Below are 25,424 nucleotides of genomic sequence, written 5' to 3'. Positions count from 1 at the left end.
TCGCGGGCCGACAAGCCCCCAAAGCGAGCGATTATCGGGAGAGGTGAATGATGTCAGGACAGATGGCAGGATGGGTCGGGGCGCTCGCGCTGCTGGGGGCAACCGCGGTTGAAGCCGAGGACAATGTCGCCGCCTTCGACTGGCTCGCCTACGAGGGCGAGGAGGCCGCAACGCCGGTGCCGCCGGGCCATTATCGCAACCCGGTGCTGCCCGGCTTTCACCCCGATCCCTCGATCGTCAGGGTGGGGCGCGATTTCTACACCGTCACATCGACCTTCAGCTGGTTTCCGGGCCTGCCGATCCTGCACTCGACCGACCTTGTGAACTGGCGGCTGATCGGCAACGCCATCGACCGCCCCGGCCAGCTCGATTTCAGCGGGATCGGCACCAATCGCGGGCTGTTTGCGCCCGCGATCACGCATCACGAGGGGCGGTTCTGGATCGTCAACACCTGCATCGAATGTGGCGGCAATTTCGTCATCACCACCGATGATCCGGCGGGGCCGTGGAGCGATCCGGTGTGGCTCGATTTCGGCGGGATCGATCCTTCGCTGTTCTTCGATGCCGATGGCCGTGCGTGGATCGTCTATAACGACGCGCCTCCGGGCGAGCCGGAATACGAGGGCCACCGCGCGCTGTGGCTCCAGCAGTTCGATCCTGTGGCGATGCGGGTGCGGCCCGAGCGCACCCTGCTGGTCGACAAGGGCGTTGACCCTGCCACCAAACCGATCTGGGCCGAAGGGCCGCATATCTACAGGATCGGCGACTGGTACTATCTGTTGACCGCCGAAGGCGGCACGGCTGACCAGCATTCGCAGACCATCTACCGCTCGCGCGCGGTGACTGGCCCCTATCTGCCGGGGCCGTTCAACCCGATCCTCACCCAGCGCGATCTGCCGCCCGGTCGGCCCGACCGGATCGAGGCGACGGGTCATGCCGATATCGTGCAGCTGAAGGATGGCAGCTGGTGGGGCGTGTTCCTCGCCACGCGGCCCTTTGCCGGGCAATCGACGCTGCTGGGGCGTGAGACGTTCCTGTTGCCGGTGACATGGGTCGACGGCTGGCCGCGCTTCCTTGACCGCCAGCAGCCGGTGCCGCTGGTGGCAACGGCTCCGGCGCTGCCCGCCTCGACCGGGGCGCAATGGGACAGCTGGCGCGAGGAATTTGCCGCGCCGCCTTCCAACGAATGGCTCGCCTTGCGCACGCCGGGAGGCGCGCCGCAATGGCAGGTTGAGGGCGGGGCGCTGCACCTCGCTGCCGGATCGGCGGCCGCCGGAAGCCTTGGCCGCCCTGCCTTCACCGGGCGGCGGCTGCGGCACCACAAGGCCGAATTCACCACCCGCCTTGCCTTTACCCCCGAACGGCGCGGGGATTTTGCCGGACTGCTCGCCTTCATGGACGAGACGCACTTCCTCGCCGCAGGCAAGGAGCAGGGGCGGATCGTGGTGCGGCTGCGCACCTCGGCCAGCGATTGGGCAGGGGGCCGCGAGGTCGCCGCTGCGCCGCTTGGCAGCGATGGCCCGGTCGAATTGAAGCTCGCGCTCGACGGCGGCAGTGCGCGGGTGTTCTGGCGTACGGAAGGCGGGGGCGCGTGGCAGGCGGTCGGCGGGACGATCAATGTCGAACCGCTCGCCTCGGTTCACGCCGGGCTGTTCACCGGGCTGGTGGTCGGCCCCTATGCCTTCTCGCCGGGATAGGGGCCGCGCGCCAAATCAGTTGGTCTTGAAGATATAGACCGGCCCGATTTCGACATTCTGCACCGCGCCTGCAAAGTGCAGCGTCACGGTCGCATCGCCTGCGCCAAAGCCGCGGGTGGCGGTGAAGGGCAGGTTCACCATCTGCCAGCGATCGCCGATCTTGAAGGCCTTGTCGCCAAAGCCCTCGTAAGGCGGGGTGGCGCTCTGCATCCGGGCGAAGATCAGACCCTTGCCGTCATCCGTCCCCGCGCTGATCGTGCGCGCGACGACTGCGACCATGAAGGTCTCGCCCTCCTTGACCTCGGGCAGGATCGGGATCGCGGTGGTCAGATCCCAGCGGTTCTCGCCGACCTTGGTGGTGGTGAAGCGGGTCGCCTTCTGGAGCCAGATTTCGGGAACATCGATCCCCTGCCAGCTGCCGCCCGCCCCGCCATGCGCCCAGGCGCGGTTGGTGGGATCATTGACCAGCTGCCCGGCGCTGCGCAAGGAATCGGGCATCTCGATGCTGGCGGGATCCTTGAGGCTGGGGGCGGGCTTGGCGGCGGCGCTGGCGGTCGGGGTCTGGATGCTCGATGCGCCCTTCACCACGATCGCCTGGCCGATCTCCACCACCTGCTTGGCGCCCGCCAGTTGCAGCGTCACGATGGCGTCGGCCTTGCGGATGCGCTTGTCGGCCCGCGCGGTGACCTCGTGCCATTCCCAATCCGGCCCGACCAGCACATTGGTATCGCCAAACCCGCCATAGGGCGCGGCGTTCTCCTGAAAGCGCACGCCAAGGATGCCCTTGCCGTCCGACCGCTCGGTGCTGACCACGCGGGCATAGAAGCCGACCGTCACCTGCTCGCCGGCGCTGATGTCATCGAGCAGCGGGATATTGGTGGCGACCGTATAGGGGAACGCCCCCTTGGCCTTCACATTGAACACCCGCGCCGCGCCGCCGCCGGGGATGTCCGCCGCCTGCCGTCCGCTGGTCTCCAACTCGGGGCCATAGCTCGCCCAGTCGATTCGGGTTGGATCATTGATGAGATCGCCCGGAATCTGCGCATCGAGCGCGGCGAGTTCTGCTGACAGGTTCGCCTTGCCCGAAGATTTCGCCGCAGGCGCCGCTGCGACCGGCTTGGCCGGAGCGGGCGGGGCGGTGGTATCATCCTTCAGTCCGATCGCACCGCGCAGGCCCGGCAGCCACGCGCCCTGCTTGTGATCGAAGAAGGGGAAAGTGTTGGTATAGGCCCACATGCACATCCCGATCCCGGTCGGCTTGAACGCCTCGGCCACGGTGCGGTGATAGGCCACGCGGTCGGCCAGCGGGATGTGGAGATCATAGGCCCCGACCTCGCCCATGAAGGGGGTCTTGCCGGTGCGCGCGATATAGGTCTGGATGCTGGCCACATCCTTGGCCAGCTGCGCGCGGTCTGCCTCGGTCGGGAAGCTGCGGCCCACCGGGGGCATATCGGGCTTGGTCCATTCCGCCCCCTGATGGGTGTAGGCGAAGGGATCGTAATAGTGGAAGGTCGGATGGATGTTCGGGTCTTCGGGCAGCGGGAGCGTTTCGAGCGATGTGATCCCGCTCCAGTTCTCGCCGCCGATGATCACCGCGCGGGTGGGGTGGAGCTTCCTCACCTCGGCCAGCGCCGGGGCAAGGGTCTGCAAGAGGTTCGCGTGGGTGAAGTTCTTGTGCGGCTCGTTCTCCAGCTCGAACCACAGCTTGGCTTCAGGATAGCCCTTGAAGGTTTCCGCAATCTGCTTCCACACGCCCCCGTGCCATGCGGCAACGCCCAGAGGATCATCATGGATCGGGTCGAAGTGGTGGCTGTTGAGGATGACGTTCAAGTCCTCGGCCAGCGCCCAGTCGACGATCTGCTGGACGCGCGCCATCCATTGAGGGTCGATGGTGTAGGGCGGCTTGTCGGAGGACTTGTTGTGCCAGCGCACCGGCAGGCGGATGGTCTTGAAGCCCGCCTCGGCGATCCGCTTCAGATCCTCCTGACGCACCGGCACCCCGCCCCATGCGCCCTCGGTCTGCGGTTCGAGTGTGTTGCCGAGGTTGATGCAGGTGCCCACCGGTAGCGCGGGCGTGGCCGCAGGCGCAGCGGCGGCGGGCGGGGCTGCGGCGATCTGTCCCAGCATCATCCCGGCCAACGGCAGCAGCGCGGCAAAAGCCTTGCGGTTCATGTCTCTCTCCCTGTTTGCGGCTCTGGCGGCCGGATGTTGGTGTGTGACCCGCGCCGGATCAGTGGCACGGTAGAATTTGTTCGGCATCGCTGCCGAGACGGACTTCGGCGATGGCGAAGTCGGCCTTGCCTTGCGTTTCGAGCACGAAGGGACGGTTGAGGCTCGCCATGTCCGCCCCCTTTTCGCGCAGGCACTTGAGCGGCAGGCCATAGCGCACATAGCCCTCGGTGGCGGAGAGGGTGATCGCGGTGTAGCCTTCGCTCCCCGGCCCGCGCGCACCGATCCGGGCGGAATCGGGTGCGTCCCAGACCCGCATGGTGACCAGCACCATGACATCGCCATTGGTCTCGCGCGCGACATCGACACTCTCGAACGAGCCGAGCTGCACGCTCGCCGTGCCGCGTTGCACCGCGATCCGGCGCGCGCCCTCCTGCACCTTGAAGTTTTCCGCCGTCACCCGCGCCCGGCCGCCCAGCGCGTCGGCCGGAACCGTGGTAACGCGGGTTTCGACCTCGTCCCCGGTGCCCGCCACCCACAGCGACCAGCGCGCGGCGGGGGTGCCAGCGCTGAACCAGTTGCGGCTGTCCGCGCCGAGCAGGTTTGCGTCGAGTTCGGGAAGGGCGGTGAAGCTGCCCTTGGGCGCCGCGTAATCAAGACCGTAGCCGAAGGGGAACAGCGTCCCTTCCGCAATCTGCGCGGCGCGCGGCCAGGCGGCGGGGAGCTTGCCGCTGAAGTCGAAGCGGGGCTTGCCGGCTGCGTCCCCCACCAGCACATCGGCCACGCCCCCGCCCTCGCTGCCCGGCAGCCAGGCGACCACGAAAGCATCGGCCGCATTGAGCGCCGGGTTCACATACAACGGCCGTCCAGTGATCATCACCGCGACGACCGGAATCCCTTGCGCCTTCAGCTTCTTCATGGTCGCAAACGGCCCGGTCAGTTCGGGATCGAGCAGCAAGGCCGCGCGGTCGCCCTGAAACTCGGCATAGGGGGTCTCGCCGAACACCACCACGGCGGCATCGGGCTTCTGGGTGAAGCTGCCGTCGGGCGACAGCACCGCACTGCCGCCGCCGGCCTCGACTGCCTGCTTCAACCCGCCCCAGATCGAGGTCGCGCCGGGGAACTGGGCGTTGGTGAGGCCCGTCCCCTGCCAGCTCAACGTCCACCCGCCCGATTGGCGCGCAATGTCATCCGCGCCGTCACCTGCGACCAGCAGCCGCTGGCCCGGTGCGAGCGGCAGCACGCCTTCGTTCTTGAGCAGCACCAGCGACTTCCTCACCGCTTCGCGCGCGATGGCGCGATGTTCGGGGGCGCCGAGCAGTTCATAGCGGCCGGAGTAGGGGCGCTCGGACGGCTTGCCCGCGGTGAACAGCCCAAGCCGAGCCTTCACCCGCAGGATACGCGCCACGCCCTCGTCGATCCGGCTCATCGGGATTGCCCCCGATTTCGCGCGGGCGAGCAAGTCGTTGTATATCGGCTTCCACGTATCGGGGGCCATGTACATATCGACGCCAGCCATCAGCGCCTGCGGGCACGCCTCGTTGGTGCAGCCCGCCACCTGCCCGTGCGCGTTCCAGTCCGACACGACAAATCCGCCGAAATCCATTCGCTCCTTGAGCACGCCGGTCACCAGCGAGTGGTTGCCGGTCATCTTGACGCCCTGCCAGCTCGAAAAGCTGACCATCACGGTCGCCACACCCTCGGCAATCGCCGGGCCATAAGGCTTCCCGTGAATATCGCGCAGCGCCGCCTCGCTGATCGAGCTGTCGCCCTGATCCACGCCCCTGTCGGTGCCGCCATCGGCGAGGAAATGCTTGGTCGAGGCGATCACCCACGGCCCGGCGAGGAGGTTGTCGCCCGTGGGCGGCCCCTGAAGCCCGCGCACCATCGCGCCGACATAGGATGCGACCAGATCAGGGTCGGACGAATATCCCTCATACGCCCGGCCCCAGCGGAAATCCTGCGGCACGGCCACTGTCGGCGCGAAAGTCCACTCCTGCCCGGTGACGCGGATCTCCTTGGCGGTCGCCGCGCCGATCCGCTCGATGAGCGCCGCATCGCGCATCGCGCCAAGCCCGATATTGTGCGGGAAGATGGTCGCCCCGATGATGTTGGAATGGCCGTGCACCGCGTCCGTGCCCCAGATCATCGGGATGCCGACCCCGCCGTCCGAACGATCAACCGAGGCGAGGTAGAATTCGTCTGCCGCCTTCAGCCAATCGGGCGCGGGCGAGAGGTCATTGCCATTGGGCCCGCTATTGCCGCCGACCAGCAGCGAGCCCAGCTTGTATGTGCGGAAGTCCTCCGGCGTGACGCAGCACAGGTCGGCCTGCACCAATTGCCCCACCTTCTCCTCGATCGTCATGCGCCCGATCAGATCGGCGATCATCGCCTCGTGTTCGGGGCGGACGGGGACGGGGTATTGGTAGGCGGGCCAGAGCGCCGGGTTGGCTGTGCCGGCCGGGAGGGGAGCCGCTTGCGATGCAGCCGCCGTTGATGTCTCGTCTGCCTGCGCCAGCGAGGCGATGCTCGCGGCGGCAAGCAATCCTGCGATGCGGCAAGCGCGCGCGGCGCCCGATTGGCCTGTCATGTCCCTCTCCCGTGGCGGTGATCTCCGCCATTCCCAGCGCCTTTGCTAACGCTAACATGGATGTTGGAAAATCTCCGATCCAAAGTCAATCATGCGACGCGCCTACATCCGGTGGCCATCGGGAATCACCGGGATAAGAGAATTGAAATGAATAGGGAAAATTTCAGAAAATAGCTATGCAGTCAGCTGTCCAGCAGCAATGATAGCGATACCATAATGGCGCCGAGACGATTCGCATCGCAACCGGGCGGTCAGCCGCGTGCGACGGTGTCGAGCGGTTCGCCCGTGATCGGGTAGCCCGCATCGGCGAGGATCGTCAGCCAGCTTGTCCCGTTACGCTCTTCGACCTGCGGCATGATGGTGCGCACCGGGATCGCCTCGGCCTGCGCCTTCGCTTCGGCGTGGCTGGCGAACAGGGCAAGGCGTTCGAGATTGCGGCGGGTCGGGAAGATCAGCTTGATGTCGCCCCGCTCCGCCGCATCGAGTGCGCCTTGCGCCGTGGTCCAGAACAGGTGGGTGTTTTCCGACTGGTCGATCGACACCTCGACCGCACCGGTGCCAAGGTCGGCGAGGTAGAAGCGGGTGTCATAGACGCGCGGGATGCGCTCGTTCTTGGGATACCAGCGCGCAAAGGGCGTGATCTGCGCAAGATCGAGCTGCCAGCCGAAGGCCTCCAGCACCGGGGCAAGCGCGCCGTTTTCTGCCAGCATCGCGCGCGCCGCCTCGGCGCTTTGCGCGGTGATGTCGCCCACAAGGCCGAGCGCCAGGCCGGTTTCCTCCAGCGTCTCACGCACGGCGGCGATCTGGTGCGCGGCCTCATCCGGGGCGAGACCAGTCGCCGCGGCGACCTGCTCGCCGAGCGCGAAGTCCTCAGGATCGACCCGCCCGCCGGGAAACACTGCCATGCCGCCCGCAAAGCGCAACTCGCGCGAGCGCACGGTCATCAGCACCTCCGGCGGGCCGCCGTCGGTGGCGTTGCGGAAGATAATGATGGTCGCGGCAGGAATGCCGTCGGGCGCTGAATCGCTGGTCATTGCGGCAAAGGATGGCCTCGCGGCAGCCGCTTGCCAAGAGCCAAGGCGCGTGCCTGCCGGGTTTGCTGGTGCGCCGCCACGCGATGGCGTGCAGTGATGTCGGGATGCTTTACAACTGCTTGCAGGCTCCGCTCCAAGGGATAGCGAAAAATGGCGGAATTCCGGGGTTTTTTGAGTTTGGCACGGCACCTGCATAGTATGGAGCGGTCCCAATGGTCTTGAACGCGCGGTGCGACCCCTCCTGGTCTCCGGGTTGCGCCAACCGCGAAAATGAAAAACGCCCCGCACTGGTCCTGCGGGGCGTTTTTTGTTTGCGCCTCAGGCGCCGGCGCAGCGCGTCCGCGCTGCTTGGCTTTCCTACGGGGGCCCGGCCCCTGCGGGGCCACCCCTTCGGGCGCGCGGTCGCGCTTGCGGCCCTGCGGGCCGTTCAGCGCTTTATCGAAAGCTGGCGCTGGTATCGGTTGCGCAGCAACCGCAAGGGCGACCGCCCGCCCGCAGCGACGCGCCCGAAGGGCGTGTGAGCGAGGATTTCGCAGCCCGGAGGGGCTGCGGAAAATCAAACAGACTTTACGCCGCTTTCATCCAGCAGCGTTTGCAATTCGCCCGCTTCGAACATCTCCATCATGATGTCGCTGCCGCCGACGAATTCGCCCTTCACGTAAAGCTGCGGGATCGTCGGCCAGTCGGAGAAGCTCTTGATGCCCTGGCGGATTTCCATGTCCTGCAGCACGTCGACGCTCTCGTAAGCCACGCCGCAATGATCGAGGATCGCCACTGCGCGGCTGGAAAAGCCGCATTGCGGGAAGAGCGGGGTGCCCTTCATGAACAGCACCACATCATTGCTGGTGACGAGATCGGAAATGCGCGCGTTGACGTCGGACATGATGGCAGGACCCTTGGATGGGAAGATTGTTCGAGAGGTTACTTGGGAACCACGGTGGTGACTTGCAAGGCGTGCAGCACGCCGCCCATCCGCCCGCCCAGTGCATTATAGACCAGCTTGTGCTGCGCCACGCGGCTGAGACCGGCGAATTGCGGCGCGGTGACGGTTGCCGCCCAGTGGTCATCATCGCCGGCAAGGTCGGTCAGTTCGACCACCGCGCCGGGCAGGGCGGCCAGGATCGCGTCCTCGATCTCGCGCGCGCTCATCGGCATGGCTTACACCTCGCCGAGCAGCTGGCGGCGGGCCTCGATGCTCATTTCTTCGAGCTTGGCGCGGATGTCGGCTTCGGTCACGTCGATCTGCGCGGCGGTGATGTCGCCCAGCAGCTTGCGCACGACATCCTCGTCGCCCGATTCCTCGAACTCGGCCTGCACCACCGCCTTGCGATAGGCGTCGGTTTCCTCGGGCGTGAGGCCCATCAGGCCAGCGGCCCATTCGCCCAGCAGGCGATTGCGGCGGGCGAGGATGCGGAAAGCGGTTTCGCCTTCCAGCGCGAAATGGGCTTCCTCGGCGCGCTCGCGATCCTTGAAGTCGGTCATCTATTCTGTGTCCCTTCGGATACGATCCAAGGGGAGCGATAGAGGCGGGCGCGCGCGGCTTCAAGCGCGAAGCCGCGCGTAGCCCCGTGTTAGTCCATCGTCACCACCAGCTTGCCCACCGCCTCGCGCGCTTCGAGCCTGGCGATGGCCTCGCCCGCGCGGGCGAGGGGGAAGGTTTCGCTCACCAGCGGGTCGATCTTGCCGGCCTTCATCAGGTCGAACAGCTCGTTCACCTGCGCATGGAAGCCCTTGGGATCGCGCGCGGTGTAGGCGCCCCAGAACACGCCGCAGATGTCACAGGACTTCAGCAGGGTGAGGTTCAATGGCATCTTGGCGATCCCGGCGGGGAAGCCCACCACCAGGAAGCGGCCCTCCCACGCGATGGCGCGCAGCGCAGGCTCGGAATATTGCCCGCCGACGATGTCATAGACGATATTCGCGCCCTCCGGCCCGCAGGCCTTCTTGAAGGCGTCAGCGAGCGCCTTGGAGGCATCCTTGTCCATCGCCTCGCGCGGGTAGATCACGACTTCGTCCGCCCCGGCCTTGCGGGCAACTTCGCCCTTGGCTTCCGACGACACGGCGGCCACCACGCGCGCGCCGAAAGCCTTGCTGAGTTCGATCGCCGAAAGCCCGACGCCGCCCGCCGCGCCGAGGATCAGCACGGTGTCGCCCGCCTTGATGTGGCCGCGATCCTTCAATCCGTGGATGGTGGTGCCGTAGGTCATCAGCAGGCTGGCCGCCTTCTCGAACGGCACGCCATCGGGCACCTTGAACATCCGGCCCGCGGGCACGACGACCTTTTCGGCCAAGCCCCCATTGCCGATCCCGGCGAGCACGCGGTCACCGACCGCATAGCCTTCGACACCCTCGCCGACCGCTTCGATCACACCCGAAATCTCGCCGCCGGGCGAAAAGGGGCGGGCGGGCTTGAACTGGTACATATCGCGGATGATCAGCCCATCGGGATAGTTGATCGCGCAGGCCTTGACCGCGACGAGCACCTCGCCCGCGCCGGGGACGGGGGTTTCGACCTCGTCCAAAGTCAGGGTTTCCGGCCCGCCGGTCTGGTGGGTGCGAATGGCTTTCATTGTGTCCTCTCCCAATTGATATGTGTCAGGCAGCCGCCGTGCCGCGCATCAGCCACGGCTGGGCGGCAGTGCGCTGCGCCTCATAGCCGCCGATCGCCTCGCCCCGCGCCATCGTCAGGCCGACTTCATCGAGGCCGTTCAGCAGGCAGTGCTTGCGGAAGGGGTCGATGTCGAAGGTGAAGCGATCCTGATAGGGGGTGGTGACGGTCTGGGCTTCGAGATCGACGGTGATCTCAAGCCCCTCGCGCGCCACTTCGAGCAGCCGGTCGACCGCGTCCTGCGGCAGCACCACGGGCAGGATCCCGTTCTTGACCGCATTTCCCGAATGGATGTCGGAAAAACTGGGCGCGATGACCACGCGGATCCCGAGATCGAGCATCGCCCAGGCGGCGTGCTCGCGGCTCGATCCGCAGCCGTAATTGTCGCCCGCAATCAGGATCGGCGCGCCCTGGTAGGCGGGATCGTCGAAGACATTGCCGGGTTCCGCCCGCAGCGCTTCGAACGCGCCCGCACCCAGCCCCTCGCGGCTGATGGTCTTGAGCCACTTGGCCGGGATGATGATGTCGGTGTCGACATTCTTGAGGCCAAGCGGAATGGCGCGGCCATCGACGCGGGTAAGGGGCTGCATCGGCGTATCCTGTCTGTCAGACGTTCTAATCGGTTTGGGGCGGCTCGCCCGAAGGGATCGCGGGCGGCGGCGGCGGCTCGTCGGCGGGCTTCTTCTTGCGCTTGTTCGTGTAGAGCAGCGCAGCGGCAATCGCCGCCGATCCGATGGCACCCGCAGCAGCAAGCGCGGCGTTGCGGGCGGTGTTGTTCTTGGGCTTGTCGGTCATGGTTTCCAGATGGCCCCGCTTGCCGCTTTACGCAAGCACCGAGCGGCGATTGGCCGGTGATGTGAGGCCGGTGCCAGCGGCGACAAGCTTCTCGCGAAGATTGCGGCGCGCAGCTGCTCCGCCGGCAATGACCTGCTCGGTCTCGTCCGGCAGCAGCAGGGTTAGCGCAACAAGCCGGATGTCCGCGTCCGGCGCGAGCGTGCAGCGCGACGGACGGCCGGGCACCTCGATCCCCACCAGCGCGCCGACGCTGCCGCGCGGGGTGATCCAGCGCGGCGGCGTGTTGCCGGTCGCGGGAAGTTCCATCGAGATGACGCCATACATTTCGAGCACACCGTTGATTCCGCCGAAATCGGCGACGTTTTGGGCGAAGTTCTCGATCAGCTGAAACTGCCAGCTGCGCTTCAAGTCCTCGAAACGCGCGCCCGCAAGGTCGGGGCATTCGATAAAGACCTCGCAGCCGAAGCCGGGCGCTGCAAGGTCGGTGCCGACGAACAGGTCGCTGAGCCCGTCTGATGCGATGATCAGACTGTCCGCTGGCCGGATCACGCAATAGGCCTGACGGGTGGTGGGCCATGCCGGGCCGCCGTTGAATTGCGGGCTGAGGAGATAGGTGATCACATCCTCATCGACCGGGCCAAGCGCCGACCACGCCTTGCGGCGAGCAGCGGCAAAGGCGGCGTAGCGCGGATCGTCGGCCGCGATGCCCTGCGCCAGCACCGGCTTTGCAAGGCCCGCCACAGTTGCCGCAAGGCTGCCTGCGATGATGCTCCGGCGAGTCGGCATCACACCAATTCGCGCACGTCCGCCAGCCTGCCCGTCACCGCCGCCGCCGCCGCCATCGCAGGCGAGACGAGGTGCGTGCGCGCGCCCGGCCCCTGCCGCCCCACAAAGTTGCGGTTGCTGGTCGAGGCGCAGCGCTCGCCCGCAGGCACCTTGTCGGGGTTCATGCCGAGACAGGCCGAACAGCCCGGCTCGCGCCATTCGAAGCCTGCTTCGGTGAAGATCCGGTCGAGCCCTTCTTCCTCGGCCATGGCCTTCACCAGTCCCGATCCGGGGACGACGATCGCCCAGCGCACATTCTCGGCCTTGCGACGCCCCTTGAGGATCGCGGCGGCGGCGCGCAGGTCTTCGATGCGGCTGTTGGTGCAGCTGCCGATGAAGACGTTCTCGATGGGAACTTGCGTCATCGGGGTGCCGGGGGTGAGGCCCATGTAGTCGAGCGACTTCTGCGCCGCGATGCGCTTGCTTTCGTCAGCGAAGTCTTCCGGGTGCGGCACGAGCCCGCCAATCGGCACCACGTCCTCGGGGGAAGTGCCCCAGGTGACGCTGGGTTCGACATCGGCAGCGTTGATCGTCACCGACTTGGCGAAGAGAGCGCCGTCATCGGTGTGGAGCGTGCGCCAATACGCGACTGCCGCGTCCCATTCCGCGCCCTTGGGGGCCATCGGGCGGCCCTTGAGATAGGCGAAGGTGACATCGTCCGGCGCGATCAGCCCGGCGCGCGCGCCTGCCTCGATGCTCATGTTGCAGACAGTGAGGCGCTCCTCGACCGTCATCGCCTCGAACACCTTGCCGCGGTATTCGATCACATAGCCCGATCCGCCCGCCGCGCCGATGCGGCCGATGATGTGGAGGATCAGATCCTTGGCGCTGACGCCGGGGCCGAGGTCGCCCTCCACCCGCACTTCCATCGGCTTCGATTGCTGGAGCAGCAGGGTCTGGGTCGCCAGCACGTGCTCGACCTCGCTCGTCCCGATCCCGAAGGCAAGCGCCCCCAGGCCGCCGTGGCAGGCGGTGTGCGAATCGCCGCAGACGATGGTGGTGCCGGGGAGCGAGAAGCCCTGTTCCGGCCCTACGACATGGACGATCCCCTGCTCCTTGGCGGTGGCGGGGATGTAGCGGATGCCAAAAGCGGGCGCGTTCACTTCGAGCGCGGCGAGCTGGGCGGCGCTTTCGGGATCGGCGATGGGCACCGGCTTGCCGCTTGCGTCGACCCGTGCGGTCGTCGGGAGGTTGTGATCGGGCACCGCCAGCGTCAGTTCCGGACGGCGCACCGGGCGCCCGGCCACCTTCAGCGCCTCGAACGCCTGCGGGCTGGTGACTTCGTGGACCAGATGCCGGTCGATATAGATCAGCGCCGTGCCATCGTCGCGCGTCTCGACGACGTGCGCATCCCAGATCTTTTCGTAGAGGGTGCGGGGGCGGCTGGCCATGGGCAGGGGTCCGTTGATTGGGGGCGAGAGTGATGCCCCTTAGTCACGATTGCCGAGCCGTGGCAAGATTGCGGCGATTTCCCGACCGCCGGTAATGGAATTTGTCATAATCTTGCGCTAGCTTACAATCATGTCAGCAAACGAATCTCCCGCCGTGCCCTTTTTCCACCCGATTACCGTCGCGGCGGAGGACATCGACTTCATGGGTCACGTCAACAACGCGCGCTATCTCAACTGGGTGCAGGATGCGGTGCTGGCGCATTGGCGCGGGATTGCGCCGGCCGAGGATGTGGCGAGCAAGGCGTGGGTCGCGCTGAAGCACGAGATCACCTATCGCAAGCCCGCCTTCCTCGACGATGCCGTGATCGCGCAGACCGTGCTCGAACGCTTCAACGGCGCGCGCGCCTTCTATTCTACGCTGATCAAGCGCGGCGAGGAAGTGCTGGCCGAGGTGCAATCGAGCTGGTGCTGCATCGATGCCGAAACCCTTCGCCCGGCGCGCATCGGCGAACATCTGCGCGCGTTCTTCTTCCCTCAGGGCGAGTGACGCGATAGGCTCGCTCCTGTCCCATCGTCGGGACGGGAGGGACGCAATCGTGACATATTTCAAAACCTTCGCTGTTCTGACCGGCGCGATCGTCGCTCTCGCGGCGCCGCTGGCCGCGCAGGAAGCGCCTGCGTCCGCGACTGCCATGACCGAGGCAGAGGAGGCGGGGTTGCAGCTGGCGGTCGACCTTGGGTGGAAGGTCTATGCCTATGATCAGGCCGCCTGGCACGGCACCGATGCCGCGCTCGAAGACCTGTCCGATGCGGACAAGCGCGGCATTGCGGGCTGGATCGTCAATGATGTGGCCGATGGCTGGGAGACGGTGTTCTTCCGCCGCGCGGGCGATGGTTACGAAGCGGTATGGGCCGGGGTCTATGACGGGAAAAAGGTGATCCGCCGCCGCAGCTTTGCTCCCGGTGAGCGGGTGCTGAGCGCGGCCGAGACGGCGATGGTCACCGCAACGCTGCTCGCCCGCAGCCAGCCGGTTGAGGTTTGCGCCAAGGCACCGCCCAATGTCGTGGTCTTTCCCACCGGCAAGCCCGATGGGGGGCTCTACGCCTATCTGCTGACCCCGCAGGTGAAGACCGGCGAAATCCCCTTCGGCGGGCATCACCGCTTCGAGGTCGTGGACGGCGCGATCAAGGCCAGTCGCAAGTTCACCAATTCGTGCCTGACGATGCCGGTCGCCAACGAAAAGGGCAAACGGCCCGAAGCGCTGAGTATCTCGCACCTGCTCGACCCGGTGCCCACCGAAATCCACGTCTTTTCGGTCTATGCGGCGAGCCTGCCGGTTTTCGTCATGACGACCCAAAATGGCCGGATCTGGGCGGTCGAGGTGTCCGGCGGCCAGCCGCGCATCCGCGTCATTCAATAGGCGCGCCCCGCGATGCGTGATCCTGCCGCCATCATCTTCGATTTCGACGGCGTGATTGCCGATAGCGAGATGCTCGCCAATCTTGTGCTGGCCGAGGAGCTGACCCGGCTCGGCCTGCCGACCAGCCTTGAGCAATCCTACGCCCGCTATGTCGGCACGCGCTGGGATGAGATGATTGCGCTGATCGAGGAGCAGCTGGCCCGCCCGGTGCCAGCAGATTGGGGTGCGCACTTGTCGGACACCATGATGGCACGCTTTCGCCGCGATCTGGCCGAGGTGCCGGGGGCGGGTGACTTTATCCGCGCGCTGGGACAGCGCCCGCGCGGTATCGCTTCCTCCAGCAGCCCGGCGCGGCTGGCGATCAGTCTGGAGGTGCTCGGGCTGGCGGCGCATTTCGAAGGCCGGGTGTTCAGCGCCGAACTTGTGGAGCGCGGCAAGCCTGCGCCCGATATCTTCCTGCTCGCCGCCGACCGCCTGAACGTCGCGCCGGAAACCTGCCTCGTCATCGAGGACAGCCCGTCGGGCGTGCGCGGGGCGAAGGCGGCGGGGATGCAGGTGATCGGCTTGCTCGCGGGCGCGCATATCCAGCCCGGCCATGACGCCAAGCTGCGCGCGGCAGGGGCGGATCACATTGCCGCCTCGTGGGACGAGGTCGCCGCGCTCGCGCTCTAGCCGAACACCCGCTGTCCGTGGGTCACGCGGTCGGCCATCGCCATTGTCGTCAGCTGGGCGTTCACCCGGATGCAGCTCGGCATGACGCTGGCATCGCAGACGAGCACATTGGTGGTGCCGTGGACGCGTTGGTCGATGCCCACCACGCCCTTGGCCGGATCGGCGTTGATCCCGTTGCCGCCGTGGGGGTGGCTTGACGAGAGCACCACATCATCCGGCTCACGGATCGCGGCGGCAAGCTGCGCATCGAGCGCTTGCGGCGTGATCCCGGCGCGGATCGTGTCGCCCTTCAGCAGCGCCGGATAGACCTCCAGCGCCCCGCCTGCGAGGTGCACCTTGGTCAGCAACGCCAGCGCGCGGCGCAGGACGGCAAGGTCGGTCTCCTGAAGCTTGAAGCTCAGCTTGCCGTCCTTGATCGTGCCCCGCCGGTCCGCCGGAAACAGCACCCCTGCCGAGGCGAGGCGGTTGTAGTTCAGCATCCGGGCGAAGTGATCGCCGAACCATCCCGGCACCAGCGTCGCCATGCTCATGGGCGGCTGGAAATGGCTCTCGATCAGGAAGTCGCCGCGGTCGATATAGGTCGCCATCTGGTCTTCGTCCCATGCCATGACGGGGGCGGGCATGAGGGCAGGGACAGGGCAGGCGATGTTGAGCGAGATGTCCTTGCCGGTGCCCCTGATCCCGCTGGCTGACAGGATATTGGTTGAAGCGATGGTGCCCGCCGCGACCACCACGCCCTTGGTCACCGCGATCCACTTGGCGCGGCCATCGGGCAGTTGCACCTGCACGCTGCTCGCCACGCGGCGGCCATCACCCGCGCGCGGCCCCCAGCCGATCTGGAGCACCTGCGCGTGCGGCAGGATCTTCGCCTTGCGCGGGGCGGAAAGCGCCGCGTGATGCAGGAAGCTCTCGGGCATGGCGCGCTTGCGGCCATAGGGGCACCCGGTGTTGCAATAGCCGCAGGAGAGGCAGGCGTTGGCCTCGTGCTTGGACCCCCAGTTCTTGCGGAACCAACCCGACGTGGCGCGCGCGTCCATCGGGTCGGTGGAGGCGGCGCGATAGGCGTCCCACCCCGCCAGCATCCGCGTGCCGTTGTTCTGGCCCAGCCGCCGGTCGATTTCGTGGATGCCGAGCCGCGCCTCGATCCGCGCATAGGAGGCGTCCAGCGCGCTTTCATCCACCGGCGCGCCGAGGCCCGCCCAGGTCGCGAGCACATCATTGGCGTCCGGGTGCGTCTCCCCATCGGCCTTGAGGCGCAGGCAGATGCCGTTGTTGATGACGGTCGACCCGCCCACGGTGCGGCCCTGAAAGACGATGATGTCGCGGTCGCGCGTGGTCTGGATCGCACCGTCCTTGTAGAGCGTGGAGGACATCTGCAATTCGTGCGGGGTGATGACAGAGCTGGGATTGTGCCGCCCGGCCTCCACCACCAGCACTTCATAGCCCTGATCGGCAAGGTTCGCCGCCGCGACCGCGCCGCCTGCGCCTGATCCGATCACCACCACCTCGACGCTATCGGGGATCGCGTCATGGCCGATGAAGACGGACGGCGGCAGATCATTGGCGGTGTATTCGGCAATCGCCGGATCGTCGGGCGTGCCTGCGCGGGTGCGGTGGCGGGGGAGAGTGAAGCCGATCGCGGCGAACACCGGATTGGCGGCGTTGGCATCTTCCTGCGCCGCCTGATCCGGCGAGGGCGCGGGCAGCCAGTGGCCATAATAGCCCGCGTAAACGATCCCCCGGATACGGGCCATGTCCTGAAACAGATCGACACGCGAATTCTTCAGTCGCCGCTCGATCCGGGCGATCCGCCAGCTGCGCGGGGCGAAGTGCCACAGCGGCCCGCCCAGCACCACCCAGGCGGCGAGCACCGAAAGCCCGGTCTCGAACGGCTTTTGCCCCTCGATATTGGCGAACATGGTCTGGAGATTGTCGACCACCTGCTGCGGCGTGATCGCCATGTCGGCAGGCTCGACGAACAGCGTCTCGGCCAGACGGCGCCAGATCGCGGCGATGAACGGATTGAACGGCTTGGCTGAAGACATGATGCGGCGATCCCCCTTGCTGCCGGTCTATCCTGCCACAGTCTCAGGCGCTTGTATTCCCGCGCCGATCTTCGCCTGCAAGTGTGCGCTGCGCAAACGCAATTGCCTTGGCGCTTGCGAGGTCTATACGCATCCCCATGGCCAGCCGCAGCGTATCCTTGGGGACATGAACCCGCACTTCGCCTTGCCCCATCCCCGCGTCCAGCGCGCCGCCGGTCTTGCGCTGGCGCTGGCGATTGCCGGGAGCTGGCTGGCGATCCATGCCTATGCGATGTTCGTGTTCGAGCTGTCGTGGAACAACTGGCCGATGGCGCTGGTGATGGCGGGGGTGCAGTGCTGGCTGTCGGTCGGCGTGTTCATCGTCTGCCACGATGCGATGCACGGCACGCTCGCCCCCGGCCACCCGCGCCTCAATGCAGGCATCGGCACTGTGTTGCTGGCGCTTTATGCGGGCTTTGGCTGGAAGCATCTGCGTGACGCGCACCTGACCCACCACAAGCTTGCAGGCCATGCGGGCGATCCCGATTTCGATGAGCACAATCCGAGCGACTTCCTGCGCTGGTATGCGACCTTCTTCCGGCGCTATTTCGGATGGCGTTCGATCATCTTCGTGCACACCGTGGTCGGGATCTACTGGCTGGTGCTGGATATTCCGATGATCCAGATCGTGGTGCTTTACGGCCTTCCGGCGCTCGCGTCCTCGCTCCAGCTGTTCTACTTCGGCACCTTCCGCACCCACCGGCACCAGCCGGGCGCGGCGAGGGGCGGGTTTGCCGACCACCACAATGCCCGTTCGGACAATTTCGGCACGCTCGCAAGCCTCGCCACCTGCTTCCATTTCGGCTATCATCTCGAACACCACCGCCGTCCTGATGTGCCGTGGTGGGCGCTTCCTGCGGCGCACCGTGCCGGGGTGGGGCGCGCCCAAGCGACTGAAAAGGTGCCTGCATGAGCTGGCTCGAAATATTCCTCACCGTCATGTCCTCGCTGATCGGGATGGAGCTGTTCGCGTGGGTGGCGCACAAGTACATCATGCATGGCTGGGGCTGGGGCTGGCACCGCGACCATCACGAGCCGCACGACAACGTCTTCGAGAAGAACGATCTGTTCGCGGTCGTGTTCGGCACGATCAACGCTGCGATGTATATCTACGGCTCGCTCTACTGGGACTGGCTGTGGTGGTTCGCGGTCGGGATCACGCTCTACGGGGTGATCTACACGCTGGTGCATGACGGGCTGGTGCATCAGCGCTACTGGAAGTGGGTGCCGCGCAAGGGCTACGCCAAGCGGCTGGTGCAGGCGCACAAGCTCCACCATGCGACCATCGGCAAGGAAGGCGGGGTCAGCTTCGGCTTCGTCTTCGCGCGCGATCCGGCGAAGCTCAAGGCAGAGCTGAAAGCGCAAAAGGAAGCCGGGATTGCCGTGGTGCGCGATGCGGCGGGCGCGGGCGCTGACGAGTTCGAGGTCGTGGGCCGCAACATCTGACGCGCGGCCAAACCTGTTTTTGACCGATCCTGACCGGTTTTAAACGCTTCGAGGCCGGGCCTCCCCTGCCTGCGGGCGGAGTTTCACGTGAAACATCGCCGCCGGCCTTCACCCCGCCGCGAGCCGGGCGGCGTGTTCCTTTACCAGCGCGATCATGTTCGGCACGCCCTGGGTGCGGTTGCTCGACAGCTGGTTCTTGAGGTCAAACGGAGCGAGCGCGCCCATCACATCCATCGCGGCGACTTCGGCGGCGGGCTTGTCCTGCACGGCGGCGATGACGAGCGCGACAATGCCCTTGGTGATCGCGGCATTGCTGTCGGCAAGGAAGTGCAGCTTCGCGGCATCGGTGCCCGCGGGATAGACCCACACCGCCGCAGAGCACCCGCGCACCAGCGTTGCGTCGGTCTTGAGGGCATCGGGCATGGGTTCCAGCCCCCGACCCAGCTCGATCAGCAGGCCATAGCGATCATCGCCGTCGAGGAACTCATATTCTTCGAGAATGTCGGAAAGGGTGCGCATGGCCCGCCTTTAGACAGCGCGCGGCAACAAGGCAAAGGGGGCTTATCCGCTCAGTCCGCCGGGGCGGGTGAGGGCGTAATAGATCACGTAGAACCAGCTGAAGAAGCCGTGGATGATCGCCCAGATGATCGACTTGTTGACGCTCCAGCTGATCGCGACCGCGATCGCCGTGCCAAGGCTGATGCCGGCCTGTGCGGCGGTGGTGCGGTGATTGCTCACAGTTCCACTCCGCTGGCGATGGCTTCAAGCTTGCGGATCCGTTCCTTGAGATCGGCCAGCTCGATCCGCGCGGTGCCGAGGCCTGATCCGGTCTCTTCGGGCGATTGCGGGCCGTGGCGGTCAAGCTCCCGGCGCTTGAGGTCAAGCCAGCCCTGCCAGCCGCGCAGCATGGCTGCCGCGATCACCACAAGGCCGATCAGGCTGGCACTGGTCTGCACCAGCACGGGATCGAGAAGGGGCGTCATCATTCGCTCAGGTCCTTCCTCAAACTTGGCGCGGCGGCGGGCAGGGCACGCAGCGCTTCGATTTCGGCCGCGATCTGCGCCGTGACGCGCACATCGCCGCTGTTGGCATCGGTGGTGATCCGTTCGATCACCCGCAGCCGGTCTTCGATCATCTGCTGGCGCTCGGCGATCAGGCGGATGTCCTCGGGCGCAGCGCCGCCGTTTGGTTGATGGCGAAGTCGCTTGGCCTGCATAACCTTCTCGACGATGCCGTTGAGGCTCATCCCCGTGATCAGCGCCAGCGCGATGATGGTCATGGAGATGACGATCATCTCGCCCATCACGCCTTCCCCTTGTCCTTGAGCCCCTCCAGCGCACGATCACGCAGGGCGTCGATTTCGGCGCCGAGGTGATAGCCGCCGTCGGTGACGATCCGTTCGACATTGGCGAGCCGATCCTTGATCGCGCCCAGTTCGGCGCGCAGCTGGGCGTTTTCCTGGGTCAGCAGCACCACCCGCTCGGCGGTCTGCTTGTCAGAGCCGGGCTTCAGCGACTGGCCCCACATCCCTTCGAGCGGGTAGCCGTTCTTGATCTTCATCCGGGTGGTCTGGAACGAGGCAGCGATGCCTGCCGCGCCCAAGGTGAAGGCCCCGGCGATGATCCAGCCGAGATAGGGAAGGAAGTCAGCGGGTTCCATTACACGCGATCCTTGGTCAGCGAGGGCGTTTCACGCAGCGCCTCGATTTCGGCGGAGAGCGAATAGCCGCGGTCGGTGACGATCTTTTCCAGCACGATCATGCGGTCCTGCATGGCGTCGAGCTTGTCGTGCAGCGCCTTGTTCTCGGCCTTGAGCCGCTGGGTCTCGGCGGTGTCGGGCTTGACGGTCTTGCCGCCCCACTCGTCCTCGAGCGGGTAGCCGTGCTTGGCGCGGATCCAGTTGTTGGCGAGCCAGCCGAGCGTGCAAATCAGCACGATGCCAGCAATGAAACCGGGGCCATCATGAAACATCACACACGCTCCTTGTTCTTGTCGAGGCCGAGCGGCACGCCCGGGCCTGCTTCATCCACCCGGCGCGTGTCGCGCAGGGCTTCGATCTGGGTGGCAATATCGTAGCCGCGGTCGGTGACGATGCGTTCGAGCACCTGCACCCGGTCTTCCAGGCGTTGAATCTTGGCGGCGTATTGTGCTGCCTTTTCAGCGGTCTGTTCGGCGGTGGCGCCGATCTGCATTTCGGCCATCTTCTGCTGGTGCTTGGTCCACAGTGCGATCACCGGGATCATCAGCGCGATGATGGGAATGAGAACTCCGAGATTGAAAGACATGATGGGCTTCCCTGTTGCGTGGTGGCAGGCCTAGCGCAGCCGCTCGATCTCGGCGGTCAGGCGCGGGTTGCTGCTCACGTAGTGGGCTTCGACAGCGGCCAGGCGGCGGTCGATGTCGCGGAAGTTGGCGCGGATTTCGCGGGCGGTGCGCTTGGGGCTCTGGCGGATGCCCTGCCAGTACTTCTGCTCGCTTTCATCGCGGTAGAGGTAGGGCGGCTTCTTGTTGAGCAGGAACCCGGCGACGAAGTAGACCAGCAGCGAAGCGCCGCCCGTCGGCCACATCGAAAGGAACGCGATCATCCGGATCCAGAAGACATTGACCCCGGTGTAATCGGCGATCCCGGCGCACACCCCCATCAGCTTGGCATTGTGCTTGTCGCGGTAAAGCGTGGTGCGAGGGCTGTTCACAGGCGGGTTCCTTTCTTCTCGGCCATCAGCGCTTCGAGTTCGCGCAGCTGCTGGTTGTCTTTCTCCTGGTCGGCGATCAGGCGGCGGGCGGGGGTGAAGCTCGGGTCGTCCGAGGCGACCAGGCGTTCGACCGTATCCATGCGTTCATCGAGCCGGCGGGCGAGGTTGTAGAGCTCTTCGAGCAGTGCCTCGTCGTCGGTGGTGATGGTGGCGGCGGTCTTCCACTTGGTCATGTAATGCATGATCACCCAGGGCAGGCCGATGAACAGCATCCCGACGATGATGATGGGCAGGAACACGTCTTCCATGGCTTATTCTCCCGTTCCGTCGGTCTTGCCGAGCGCCTTCTTCATGGCGGCGAGTTCATCGTCGATCGCGTCCGACCCGGCGAGCGCGGCGATTTCATCGGCGAGGCTCGGGGTCTTGTTTTCGGCGATCTGGAGCGCATCGGCGCGGCCTTCGGCGTAATCGACGCGGCGTTCGAGCTGGTCGAAGCGCGCCAGCGCCTCGTCGGTGCGCTCGGTGCTCATCAGCGTGCGCAGCTTGACGCGGTTTTCCGCACTTTCGAGACGCGCGGCGATCGCGGTCTGGCGGCTGCGGGCTTCGCGCAGGCGGTGCTGCAGCTTGGCGATATCTTCCTCGTAGGCGCGCAGGGCATCATCGAGCACGGCGATCTCGCTCTTGAGCTGATCGGCCATGTCGCCAGCCTTCTTCTTTTCGACCAGCGCGGCACGGGCGAGGTCTTCGCGATCCTTGGAGAGCGCGAGCTGCGCCTTCTCGGCCCAGTCGGCCTGGAGCCGGTCAAGCTTGACGCAGTGGCGGTGCATTTCCTTCTGGTCGGCAATGGTTCGCGCGGCGCTCGCGCGGACTTCGACCAGGGTTTCCTCCATTTCGAGGATGATCATGCGGATCATCTTCGACGGATCATCCGCCTTGTCGAGCATATCGTTGAAGTTGGCGGCAATGATGTCGCGGGTGCGGCTGAAAATGCCCATGAAGGCTACTCCATCGAGAAACGAATTGACCCGGTCGAGAGGAGCCATGTGCTCCTCGCGGGCGGGGTTGGTGTGGGACCGAGATTGCGTCGGAGTGGGGCTCTGACGCAAGGCCTCGATTTCCGCGTCCAGCCGCGACAGCCGCGTGGGCGACAGCAGGCTGGAGGGTTGGGCCGGAGCTGCGCCGGCGGCGGCATTGCGGGTGGGCTCCGCAATCCGGCCAGCGTCGGCGGGGGGGACATCCCGCAGGGGGCGCTCCGGCCCGAGGGGGTCAAGGGGCTCGACCACCTTAAGCAATCTCGATCACGTGGCCGGATTCGGCCGAGGGGTGAGCGACCGGAGCGGCGTTGGCGGCGCCCGGCTGGATCTGCGAGGACAGCGCGATCATCATCACCATCGCGGCGATGCTGGCAAACGCGGCGTGCCCGAGCTTCGAGTTCCAGAAGCTGTGCTGGCTGGCTGCAGAGTGGATCATAGTGGGCCTCCCAAGTGGTGTCGGTGGTCTTGCCAACTATTTTGCATGGCCCGTGCCAAACTGCCGGAATGGCGGAAATCAGCCATTTTTGCGTGCCAGCGCGGCGAGGTCGTTGGTCTCTATTGCCAAGCATTGGGGATTTTCACTATAGTTTGGACATGAAGCACGAGAGCCAGTTCATCGGCCAATCCGGAGCGTTCCTCGACGCGGTCGAACGCGCCTCCCGCGCCGCAGCGATGAACCGCCCCGTGCTTGTCATTGGCGAACGCGGCACGGGTAAAGAACTGATCGCCGAACGCCTTCACCGCCTGTCGAGCCGCTGGGACGAGCCGCTGGTGACGATGAACTGCGCGGCGCTGCCCGAAACCCTGATTGAAGCCGAGCTGTTCGGCCACGAGGCTGGCGCCTTCACCGGTGCGACCAAGGCCCGTGCAGGGCGGTTTGAGGAGGCCGACCGGGGCACGCTGTTCCTCGACGAGCTGGGCACCCTTTCGATGGGCGCGCAGGAGCGGCTGCTGCGTGCGGTCGAGTATGGCGAGGTCACCCGCATCGGCGCATCGCGCCCGATCCGCGTCGATGTGCGCATCGTCGCCGCCACCAACGACGATCTGCCCGCGCTGGCGGCGAGCGGCGATTTCCGGGCCGACCTGCTCGACCGGCTGAGCTTCGAAGTCATCACCCTCCCGCCGCTGCGTGTGCGCGAGGGCGACATCGGGGTGCTGGCCGAACATTTCGGCCGCCGCATGGCAGCCGAGCTCGACTGGGATCGCTGGCCGGGCTTCGCGCCGCACGTCATGGACGCGCTCGAAGATCATCCCTGGCCCGGCAACGTCCGCGAATTGCGCAATGTCATCGAGCGCGCCGTCTATCGCTGGGACGTGCCGGATATGCCGATCGCGCACGTCCAGTTCGATCCCTTCGACAGTCCGTGGCGGCCGCGCCCTCCAGAGCATCGCCGCAGCAGCGCGCCCGCGCCTGCTGCTGCGGGTGTGTCTTCAGGCACGCCAGCTGTCGCTGCGCCCAATCTCGATGCCATCGAAGATCTGCGCGCCGCTGTCGACGCGCATGAGCGCGCGATTCTGGCCCATGCGCTTGGCAAGCACCGCTGGAACCAGCGGCAGACCGCCCGCGCGCTCGGCCTGACCTATGATCAGCTGCGCCACTGCATCCGCAAGCATGGCTTGATGGAAGGCGAGGACTGATAACGTTACTAACCGAATGGCAAGCCTTTCGGCCTAGAGCGGTGGAGATCATCTCATCGGGCCATTTCATGCGAGCGGAAACCTCCATCGCTGTCGTCCCTGTCCCACAGCCGCACCGGGCTGGTGGGCGCGCAGTTTGCCAAATGTCTGGACGGCAAAGCTGAAATGCGCCCCGACCTCCCCCCAGGCCCGCGCCATTCTTTGCCAGAGCTGTGCCGTTCGCCTATATTCAGTCCGGGTCAGCATTCTCGCCTAACCGAATCGCCCGGCGATCATCCTGCCGGGGCCGGTGCTGCGAGACATTCGCGGGAACGGGGTATGGTGGACCCTAAGCCTGGGCCGACCAACGATCCCCCCGTGCCAGCGGTGGGGCGGCGTTCGGCCCCGCGTTTGCGGCTTAGCCTTCCAGCACAGCTGATTGCCGTCGACAGGGTGCACACCTGCATCCTCCTCAACCTGTCGCGCACCGGCGCGCAGGTCGCCATTCTCGATGCGATGCGCGAGGGCGAGGGCGCGATCCTGCGCTGCGGAGTGATCGACCACTTCGGGCTGATCAGCCGCAGCGAGTTCGGCCTCAACGCAATGGTCTTCGACGAGGCGCTGACGGACGCGATCGTGCTGGAAACGCGGCGCTATCACGAAAACTTCGAGGAGCGCGAAAGGCGCGCCCTGATCGAAACCGCGCGCCGCTGGGTGACAGGCGACACGAGCGACGATCGCTCGCTTTGACCGGGCGACCCCCGTAATTCCCCGAGGGATTCTGCGCAGGCGCCGTTATCCTGCGCTGGCGTAGCCTGCCGGATCATGGGATCCGAACCCTCTTCGCGTGATCTTTCGCCCGCCGGCAGCGCCGATCAAGAGTTCGTTGCTGGTCGCCGTTCGGCGGCGCGCTTGCGGCTGGCGATCCCGGCGCGGTTCGTTTCGATCTATTCGCAACAGCCCTGCATCCTGCTCGACCTGTCTATCACCGGCGCGCGCATGGCCTTGGCGCAGCCGGCGGCGTGCGGGCAATCCGGCTATCTCGCTGTCAGCCGGATGGAGATTTTCGGCATGGTCGTCCGCGCCGAGCGCGGCCCGGATATGGCTGTCAACGCCATGACCTTCGACGATCCGATCCCGCGTGATGCGGTGCTCGCGATCCGCAGCTTTGCCGAAGGTTTCGAGGAACGCGAGCACCGTGCCTTGCGCGATCAGGTGCGGCGCTGGGTGACGGGGGAGCGCTGAGCCTGTCATCGGCGCGGAGCGCAAGGCGCTTGCCAAACCGGGCAAAGCCGCCTAATGCGACGCCCAATCCCGACATTGTCGACACAAGGTTTGGATGCTGGCGC

32 protein-coding genes are annotated in these 25,424 nt (G+C 66.1%); 9 read left to right on the top strand and 23 right to left on the bottom strand.

Translation table 11 applies throughout. The features are described from left to right. Nucleotides 1-47: 47 nt before the first annotated feature. Nucleotides 48-1,697, top strand: a complete 1,650-nt coding sequence (locus tag PS060_RS01400; RefSeq protein ID WP_273984961.1) for a glycoside hydrolase family 43 protein — start codon at nucleotides 48-50, stop codon at nucleotides 1,695-1,697. A 15-nt stretch (nucleotides 1,698-1,712) separates the two neighbouring features. Here PS060_RS01400 and PS060_RS01395 read toward each other — a convergent pair whose 3' ends face one another. The 11 genes from PS060_RS01395 to leuC form a co-directional block, all read right to left on the bottom strand. Next, the gene (locus PS060_RS01395) at nucleotides 1,713-3,869 is read right to left on the bottom strand and encodes a glycoside hydrolase family 5 protein (protein WP_273984960.1); all 2,157 of its coding nucleotides are present in this window, start codon (nucleotides 3,867-3,869) and stop codon (nucleotides 1,713-1,715) included. Between the two features lie 58 nt (nucleotides 3,870-3,927). Next, nucleotides 3,928-6,456, bottom strand: a complete 2,529-nt coding sequence (locus PS060_RS01390; RefSeq protein ID WP_273984959.1) for a glycoside hydrolase family 3 protein — start codon at nucleotides 6,454-6,456, stop codon at nucleotides 3,928-3,930. 251 nt (nucleotides 6,457-6,707) lie between these two features. Next, nucleotides 6,708-7,490, bottom strand: a complete 783-nt coding sequence (locus tag PS060_RS01385; protein ID WP_273984958.1) for an NUDIX hydrolase — start codon at nucleotides 7,488-7,490, stop codon at nucleotides 6,708-6,710. A 556-nt stretch (nucleotides 7,491-8,046) separates the two neighbouring features. Further along, nucleotides 8,047-8,373: a Grx4 family monothiol glutaredoxin gene (gene grxD / locus PS060_RS01380; protein WP_273984957.1), complete on the bottom strand. Its 327-nt coding sequence runs from the start codon at nucleotides 8,371-8,373 to the stop codon at nucleotides 8,047-8,049. Nucleotides 8,374-8,411: 38 nt separating this feature from the next. Beyond that, entirely contained in the window at nucleotides 8,412-8,645 is a 234-nt protein-coding gene (locus PS060_RS01375) for a BolA family transcriptional regulator (protein WP_273984956.1), read from the bottom strand. Between the two features lie 3 nt (nucleotides 8,646-8,648). Continuing rightward, complete coding sequence (locus tag PS060_RS01370) at nucleotides 8,649-8,972, bottom strand: DUF1476 domain-containing protein (protein ID WP_273984955.1); 324 nt, start codon at nucleotides 8,970-8,972, stop codon at nucleotides 8,649-8,651. Between the two features lie 89 nt (nucleotides 8,973-9,061). Next, nucleotides 9,062-10,060: an NADPH:quinone oxidoreductase family protein gene (locus PS060_RS01365; RefSeq protein ID WP_273984954.1), complete on the bottom strand. Its 999-nt coding sequence runs from the start codon at nucleotides 10,058-10,060 to the stop codon at nucleotides 9,062-9,064. A 25-nt stretch (nucleotides 10,061-10,085) separates the two neighbouring features. Further along, on the bottom strand, nucleotides 10,086-10,688 hold the full coding sequence (leuD, locus tag PS060_RS01360; protein ID WP_273984953.1) for a 3-isopropylmalate dehydratase small subunit: 603 nt from the start codon (nucleotides 10,686-10,688) through the stop codon (nucleotides 10,086-10,088). A gap of 25 nt (nucleotides 10,689-10,713) precedes the next feature. After that, complete coding sequence (locus PS060_RS01355) at nucleotides 10,714-10,893, bottom strand: isopropylmalate isomerase (protein WP_273984952.1); 180 nt, start codon at nucleotides 10,891-10,893, stop codon at nucleotides 10,714-10,716. Nucleotides 10,894-10,920: 27 nt separating this feature from the next. Next, nucleotides 10,921-11,679, bottom strand: a complete 759-nt coding sequence (locus PS060_RS01350) for a hypothetical protein (protein WP_273984951.1) — start codon at nucleotides 11,677-11,679, stop codon at nucleotides 10,921-10,923. Continuing rightward, nucleotides 11,679-13,109 (bottom strand): 3-isopropylmalate dehydratase large subunit, encoded by a 1,431-nt coding sequence (gene leuC, locus PS060_RS01345; RefSeq protein ID WP_273984950.1) that lies wholly within the window; start codon nucleotides 13,107-13,109, stop codon nucleotides 11,679-11,681. Before leuC ends, PS060_RS01350 begins: the two co-directional genes overlap by 1 nt. A 130-nt stretch (nucleotides 13,110-13,239) precedes the next feature. On the opposite strand from leuC, the gene PS060_RS01340 reads away from it, so the two are divergent. From PS060_RS01340 to PS060_RS01330, 3 genes are read left to right on the top strand one after another with little or no spacing between them, the layout of a single operon-like run. After that, nucleotides 13,240-13,656, top strand: a complete 417-nt coding sequence (locus PS060_RS01340) for an acyl-CoA thioesterase (protein ID WP_273984949.1) — start codon at nucleotides 13,240-13,242, stop codon at nucleotides 13,654-13,656. Between the two features lie 49 nt (nucleotides 13,657-13,705). Further along, nucleotides 13,706-14,530, top strand: coding sequence for a hypothetical protein (locus tag PS060_RS01335; protein ID WP_273984948.1), 825 nt, complete (start codon nucleotides 13,706-13,708; stop codon nucleotides 14,528-14,530). A gap of 12 nt (nucleotides 14,531-14,542) precedes the next feature. Continuing rightward, nucleotides 14,543-15,202 carry an HAD family hydrolase gene (locus tag PS060_RS01330; protein ID WP_273984947.1) on the top strand — a complete coding sequence of 220 codons (660 nt, stop codon included), beginning with the start codon at nucleotides 14,543-14,545 and terminating at the stop codon, nucleotides 15,200-15,202. Here PS060_RS01330 and PS060_RS01325 read toward each other — a convergent pair. Next, the gene (locus PS060_RS01325; protein WP_273984946.1) at nucleotides 15,199-17,247 is read right to left on the bottom strand and encodes a GMC family oxidoreductase N-terminal domain-containing protein; all 2,049 of its coding nucleotides are present in this window, start codon (nucleotides 17,245-17,247) and stop codon (nucleotides 15,199-15,201) included. The two genes, PS060_RS01330 and PS060_RS01325, sit on opposite strands and share 4 nt — an antisense overlap. Here PS060_RS01325 and PS060_RS01320 point away from each other — a divergent pair. Continuing rightward, complete coding sequence (locus PS060_RS01320; protein WP_273984945.1) at nucleotides 17,246-18,199, top strand: fatty acid desaturase; 954 nt, start codon at nucleotides 17,246-17,248, stop codon at nucleotides 18,197-18,199. The genes PS060_RS01325 and PS060_RS01320 overlap by 2 nt on opposite strands. Further along, a complete protein-coding gene (locus PS060_RS01315) occupies nucleotides 18,196-18,732 on the top strand; it encodes a sterol desaturase family protein (protein WP_273984944.1) in 537 nt (178 codons plus the stop codon). The genes PS060_RS01320 and PS060_RS01315 overlap by 4 nt, the downstream gene beginning before the upstream one ends. Nucleotides 18,733-18,840: 108 nt before the next feature. Here the strand turns inward: PS060_RS01315 and PS060_RS01310 are convergent, their stop codons facing one another. From PS060_RS01310 to PS060_RS01260, 11 genes are all read right to left on the bottom strand, one after another. Beyond that, on the bottom strand, nucleotides 18,841-19,251 hold the full coding sequence (locus PS060_RS01310) for a SufE family protein (RefSeq protein WP_273984943.1): 411 nt from the start codon (nucleotides 19,249-19,251) through the stop codon (nucleotides 18,841-18,843). Between the two features lie 42 nt (nucleotides 19,252-19,293). Continuing rightward, complete coding sequence (locus tag PS060_RS01305; protein WP_273984942.1) at nucleotides 19,294-19,470, bottom strand: hypothetical protein; 177 nt, start codon at nucleotides 19,468-19,470, stop codon at nucleotides 19,294-19,296. Further along, on the bottom strand, nucleotides 19,467-19,718 hold the full coding sequence (locus tag PS060_RS01300; protein ID WP_273984941.1) for a hypothetical protein: 252 nt from the start codon (nucleotides 19,716-19,718) through the stop codon (nucleotides 19,467-19,469). The genes PS060_RS01305 and PS060_RS01300 overlap by 4 nt, the downstream gene beginning before the upstream one ends. Beyond that, a complete protein-coding gene (locus tag PS060_RS01295; protein WP_273984940.1) occupies nucleotides 19,715-20,035 on the bottom strand; it encodes a hypothetical protein in 321 nt (106 codons plus the stop codon). Before PS060_RS01295 ends, PS060_RS01300 begins: the two co-directional genes overlap by 4 nt. Next, nucleotides 20,035-20,391 carry a hypothetical protein gene (locus tag PS060_RS01290; RefSeq protein WP_273984939.1) on the bottom strand — a complete coding sequence of 119 codons (357 nt, stop codon included), beginning with the start codon at nucleotides 20,389-20,391 and terminating at the stop codon, nucleotides 20,035-20,037. Before PS060_RS01290 ends, PS060_RS01295 begins: the two co-directional genes overlap by 1 nt. Continuing rightward, on the bottom strand, nucleotides 20,391-20,702 hold the full coding sequence (locus tag PS060_RS01285; protein WP_273984938.1) for a hypothetical protein: 312 nt from the start codon (nucleotides 20,700-20,702) through the stop codon (nucleotides 20,391-20,393). The genes PS060_RS01290 and PS060_RS01285 overlap by 1 nt, the downstream gene beginning before the upstream one ends. After that, a complete protein-coding gene (locus PS060_RS01280; RefSeq protein ID WP_273984937.1) occupies nucleotides 20,702-21,016 on the bottom strand; it encodes a hypothetical protein in 315 nt (104 codons plus the stop codon). The genes PS060_RS01285 and PS060_RS01280 overlap by 1 nt, the downstream gene beginning before the upstream one ends. 30 nt (nucleotides 21,017-21,046) lie before the next feature. Continuing rightward, nucleotides 21,047-21,424 (bottom strand): envelope stress response membrane protein PspC, encoded by a 378-nt coding sequence (gene pspC, locus PS060_RS01275; protein WP_273984936.1) that lies wholly within the window; start codon nucleotides 21,422-21,424, stop codon nucleotides 21,047-21,049. Continuing rightward, nucleotides 21,421-21,732, bottom strand: coding sequence for an envelope stress response membrane protein PspB (pspB, locus tag PS060_RS01270; protein WP_273984935.1), 312 nt, complete (start codon nucleotides 21,730-21,732; stop codon nucleotides 21,421-21,423). Before pspB ends, pspC begins: the two co-directional genes overlap by 4 nt. Nucleotides 21,733-21,735: 3 nt before the next feature. Then, nucleotides 21,736-22,467 (bottom strand): phage shock protein PspA, encoded by a 732-nt coding sequence (gene pspA / locus PS060_RS01265; RefSeq protein WP_443112394.1) that lies wholly within the window; start codon nucleotides 22,465-22,467, stop codon nucleotides 21,736-21,738. 241 nt (nucleotides 22,468-22,708) lie between these two features. Next, on the bottom strand, nucleotides 22,709-22,894 hold the full coding sequence (locus PS060_RS01260; RefSeq protein ID WP_273984934.1) for a hypothetical protein: 186 nt from the start codon (nucleotides 22,892-22,894) through the stop codon (nucleotides 22,709-22,711). A 158-nt stretch (nucleotides 22,895-23,052) separates the two neighbouring features. Here PS060_RS01260 and pspF point away from each other — a divergent pair, with 158 nt between their 5' ends. The 3 genes from pspF to PS060_RS01245 all read left to right on the top strand — a co-directional run bounded on the left by pspF (nucleotide 23,053) and on the right by PS060_RS01245 (nucleotide 25,320). After that, on the top strand, nucleotides 23,053-24,096 hold the full coding sequence (pspF, locus tag PS060_RS01255) for a phage shock protein operon transcriptional activator (RefSeq protein ID WP_273984933.1): 1,044 nt from the start codon (nucleotides 23,053-23,055) through the stop codon (nucleotides 24,094-24,096). Nucleotides 24,097-24,528: 432 nt separating this feature from the next. Beyond that, nucleotides 24,529-24,825 (top strand): hypothetical protein, encoded by a 297-nt coding sequence (locus tag PS060_RS01250; RefSeq protein ID WP_273984932.1) that lies wholly within the window; start codon nucleotides 24,529-24,531, stop codon nucleotides 24,823-24,825. A gap of 75 nt (nucleotides 24,826-24,900) precedes the next feature. Beyond that, nucleotides 24,901-25,320, top strand: a complete 420-nt coding sequence (locus tag PS060_RS01245) for a PilZ domain-containing protein (protein ID WP_273984931.1) — start codon at nucleotides 24,901-24,903, stop codon at nucleotides 25,318-25,320. Nucleotides 25,321-25,424: the final 104 nt, after the last annotated feature.

The sequence above is a fragment of the Erythrobacter sp. BLCC-B19 genome (assembly GCF_028621955.1).
In the GTDB taxonomy this organism is placed as follows: Bacteria; Pseudomonadota; Alphaproteobacteria; order Sphingomonadales; family Sphingomonadaceae; genus Erythrobacter.
This window is presented reverse-complemented; position numbering and strand designations above follow the sequence as displayed.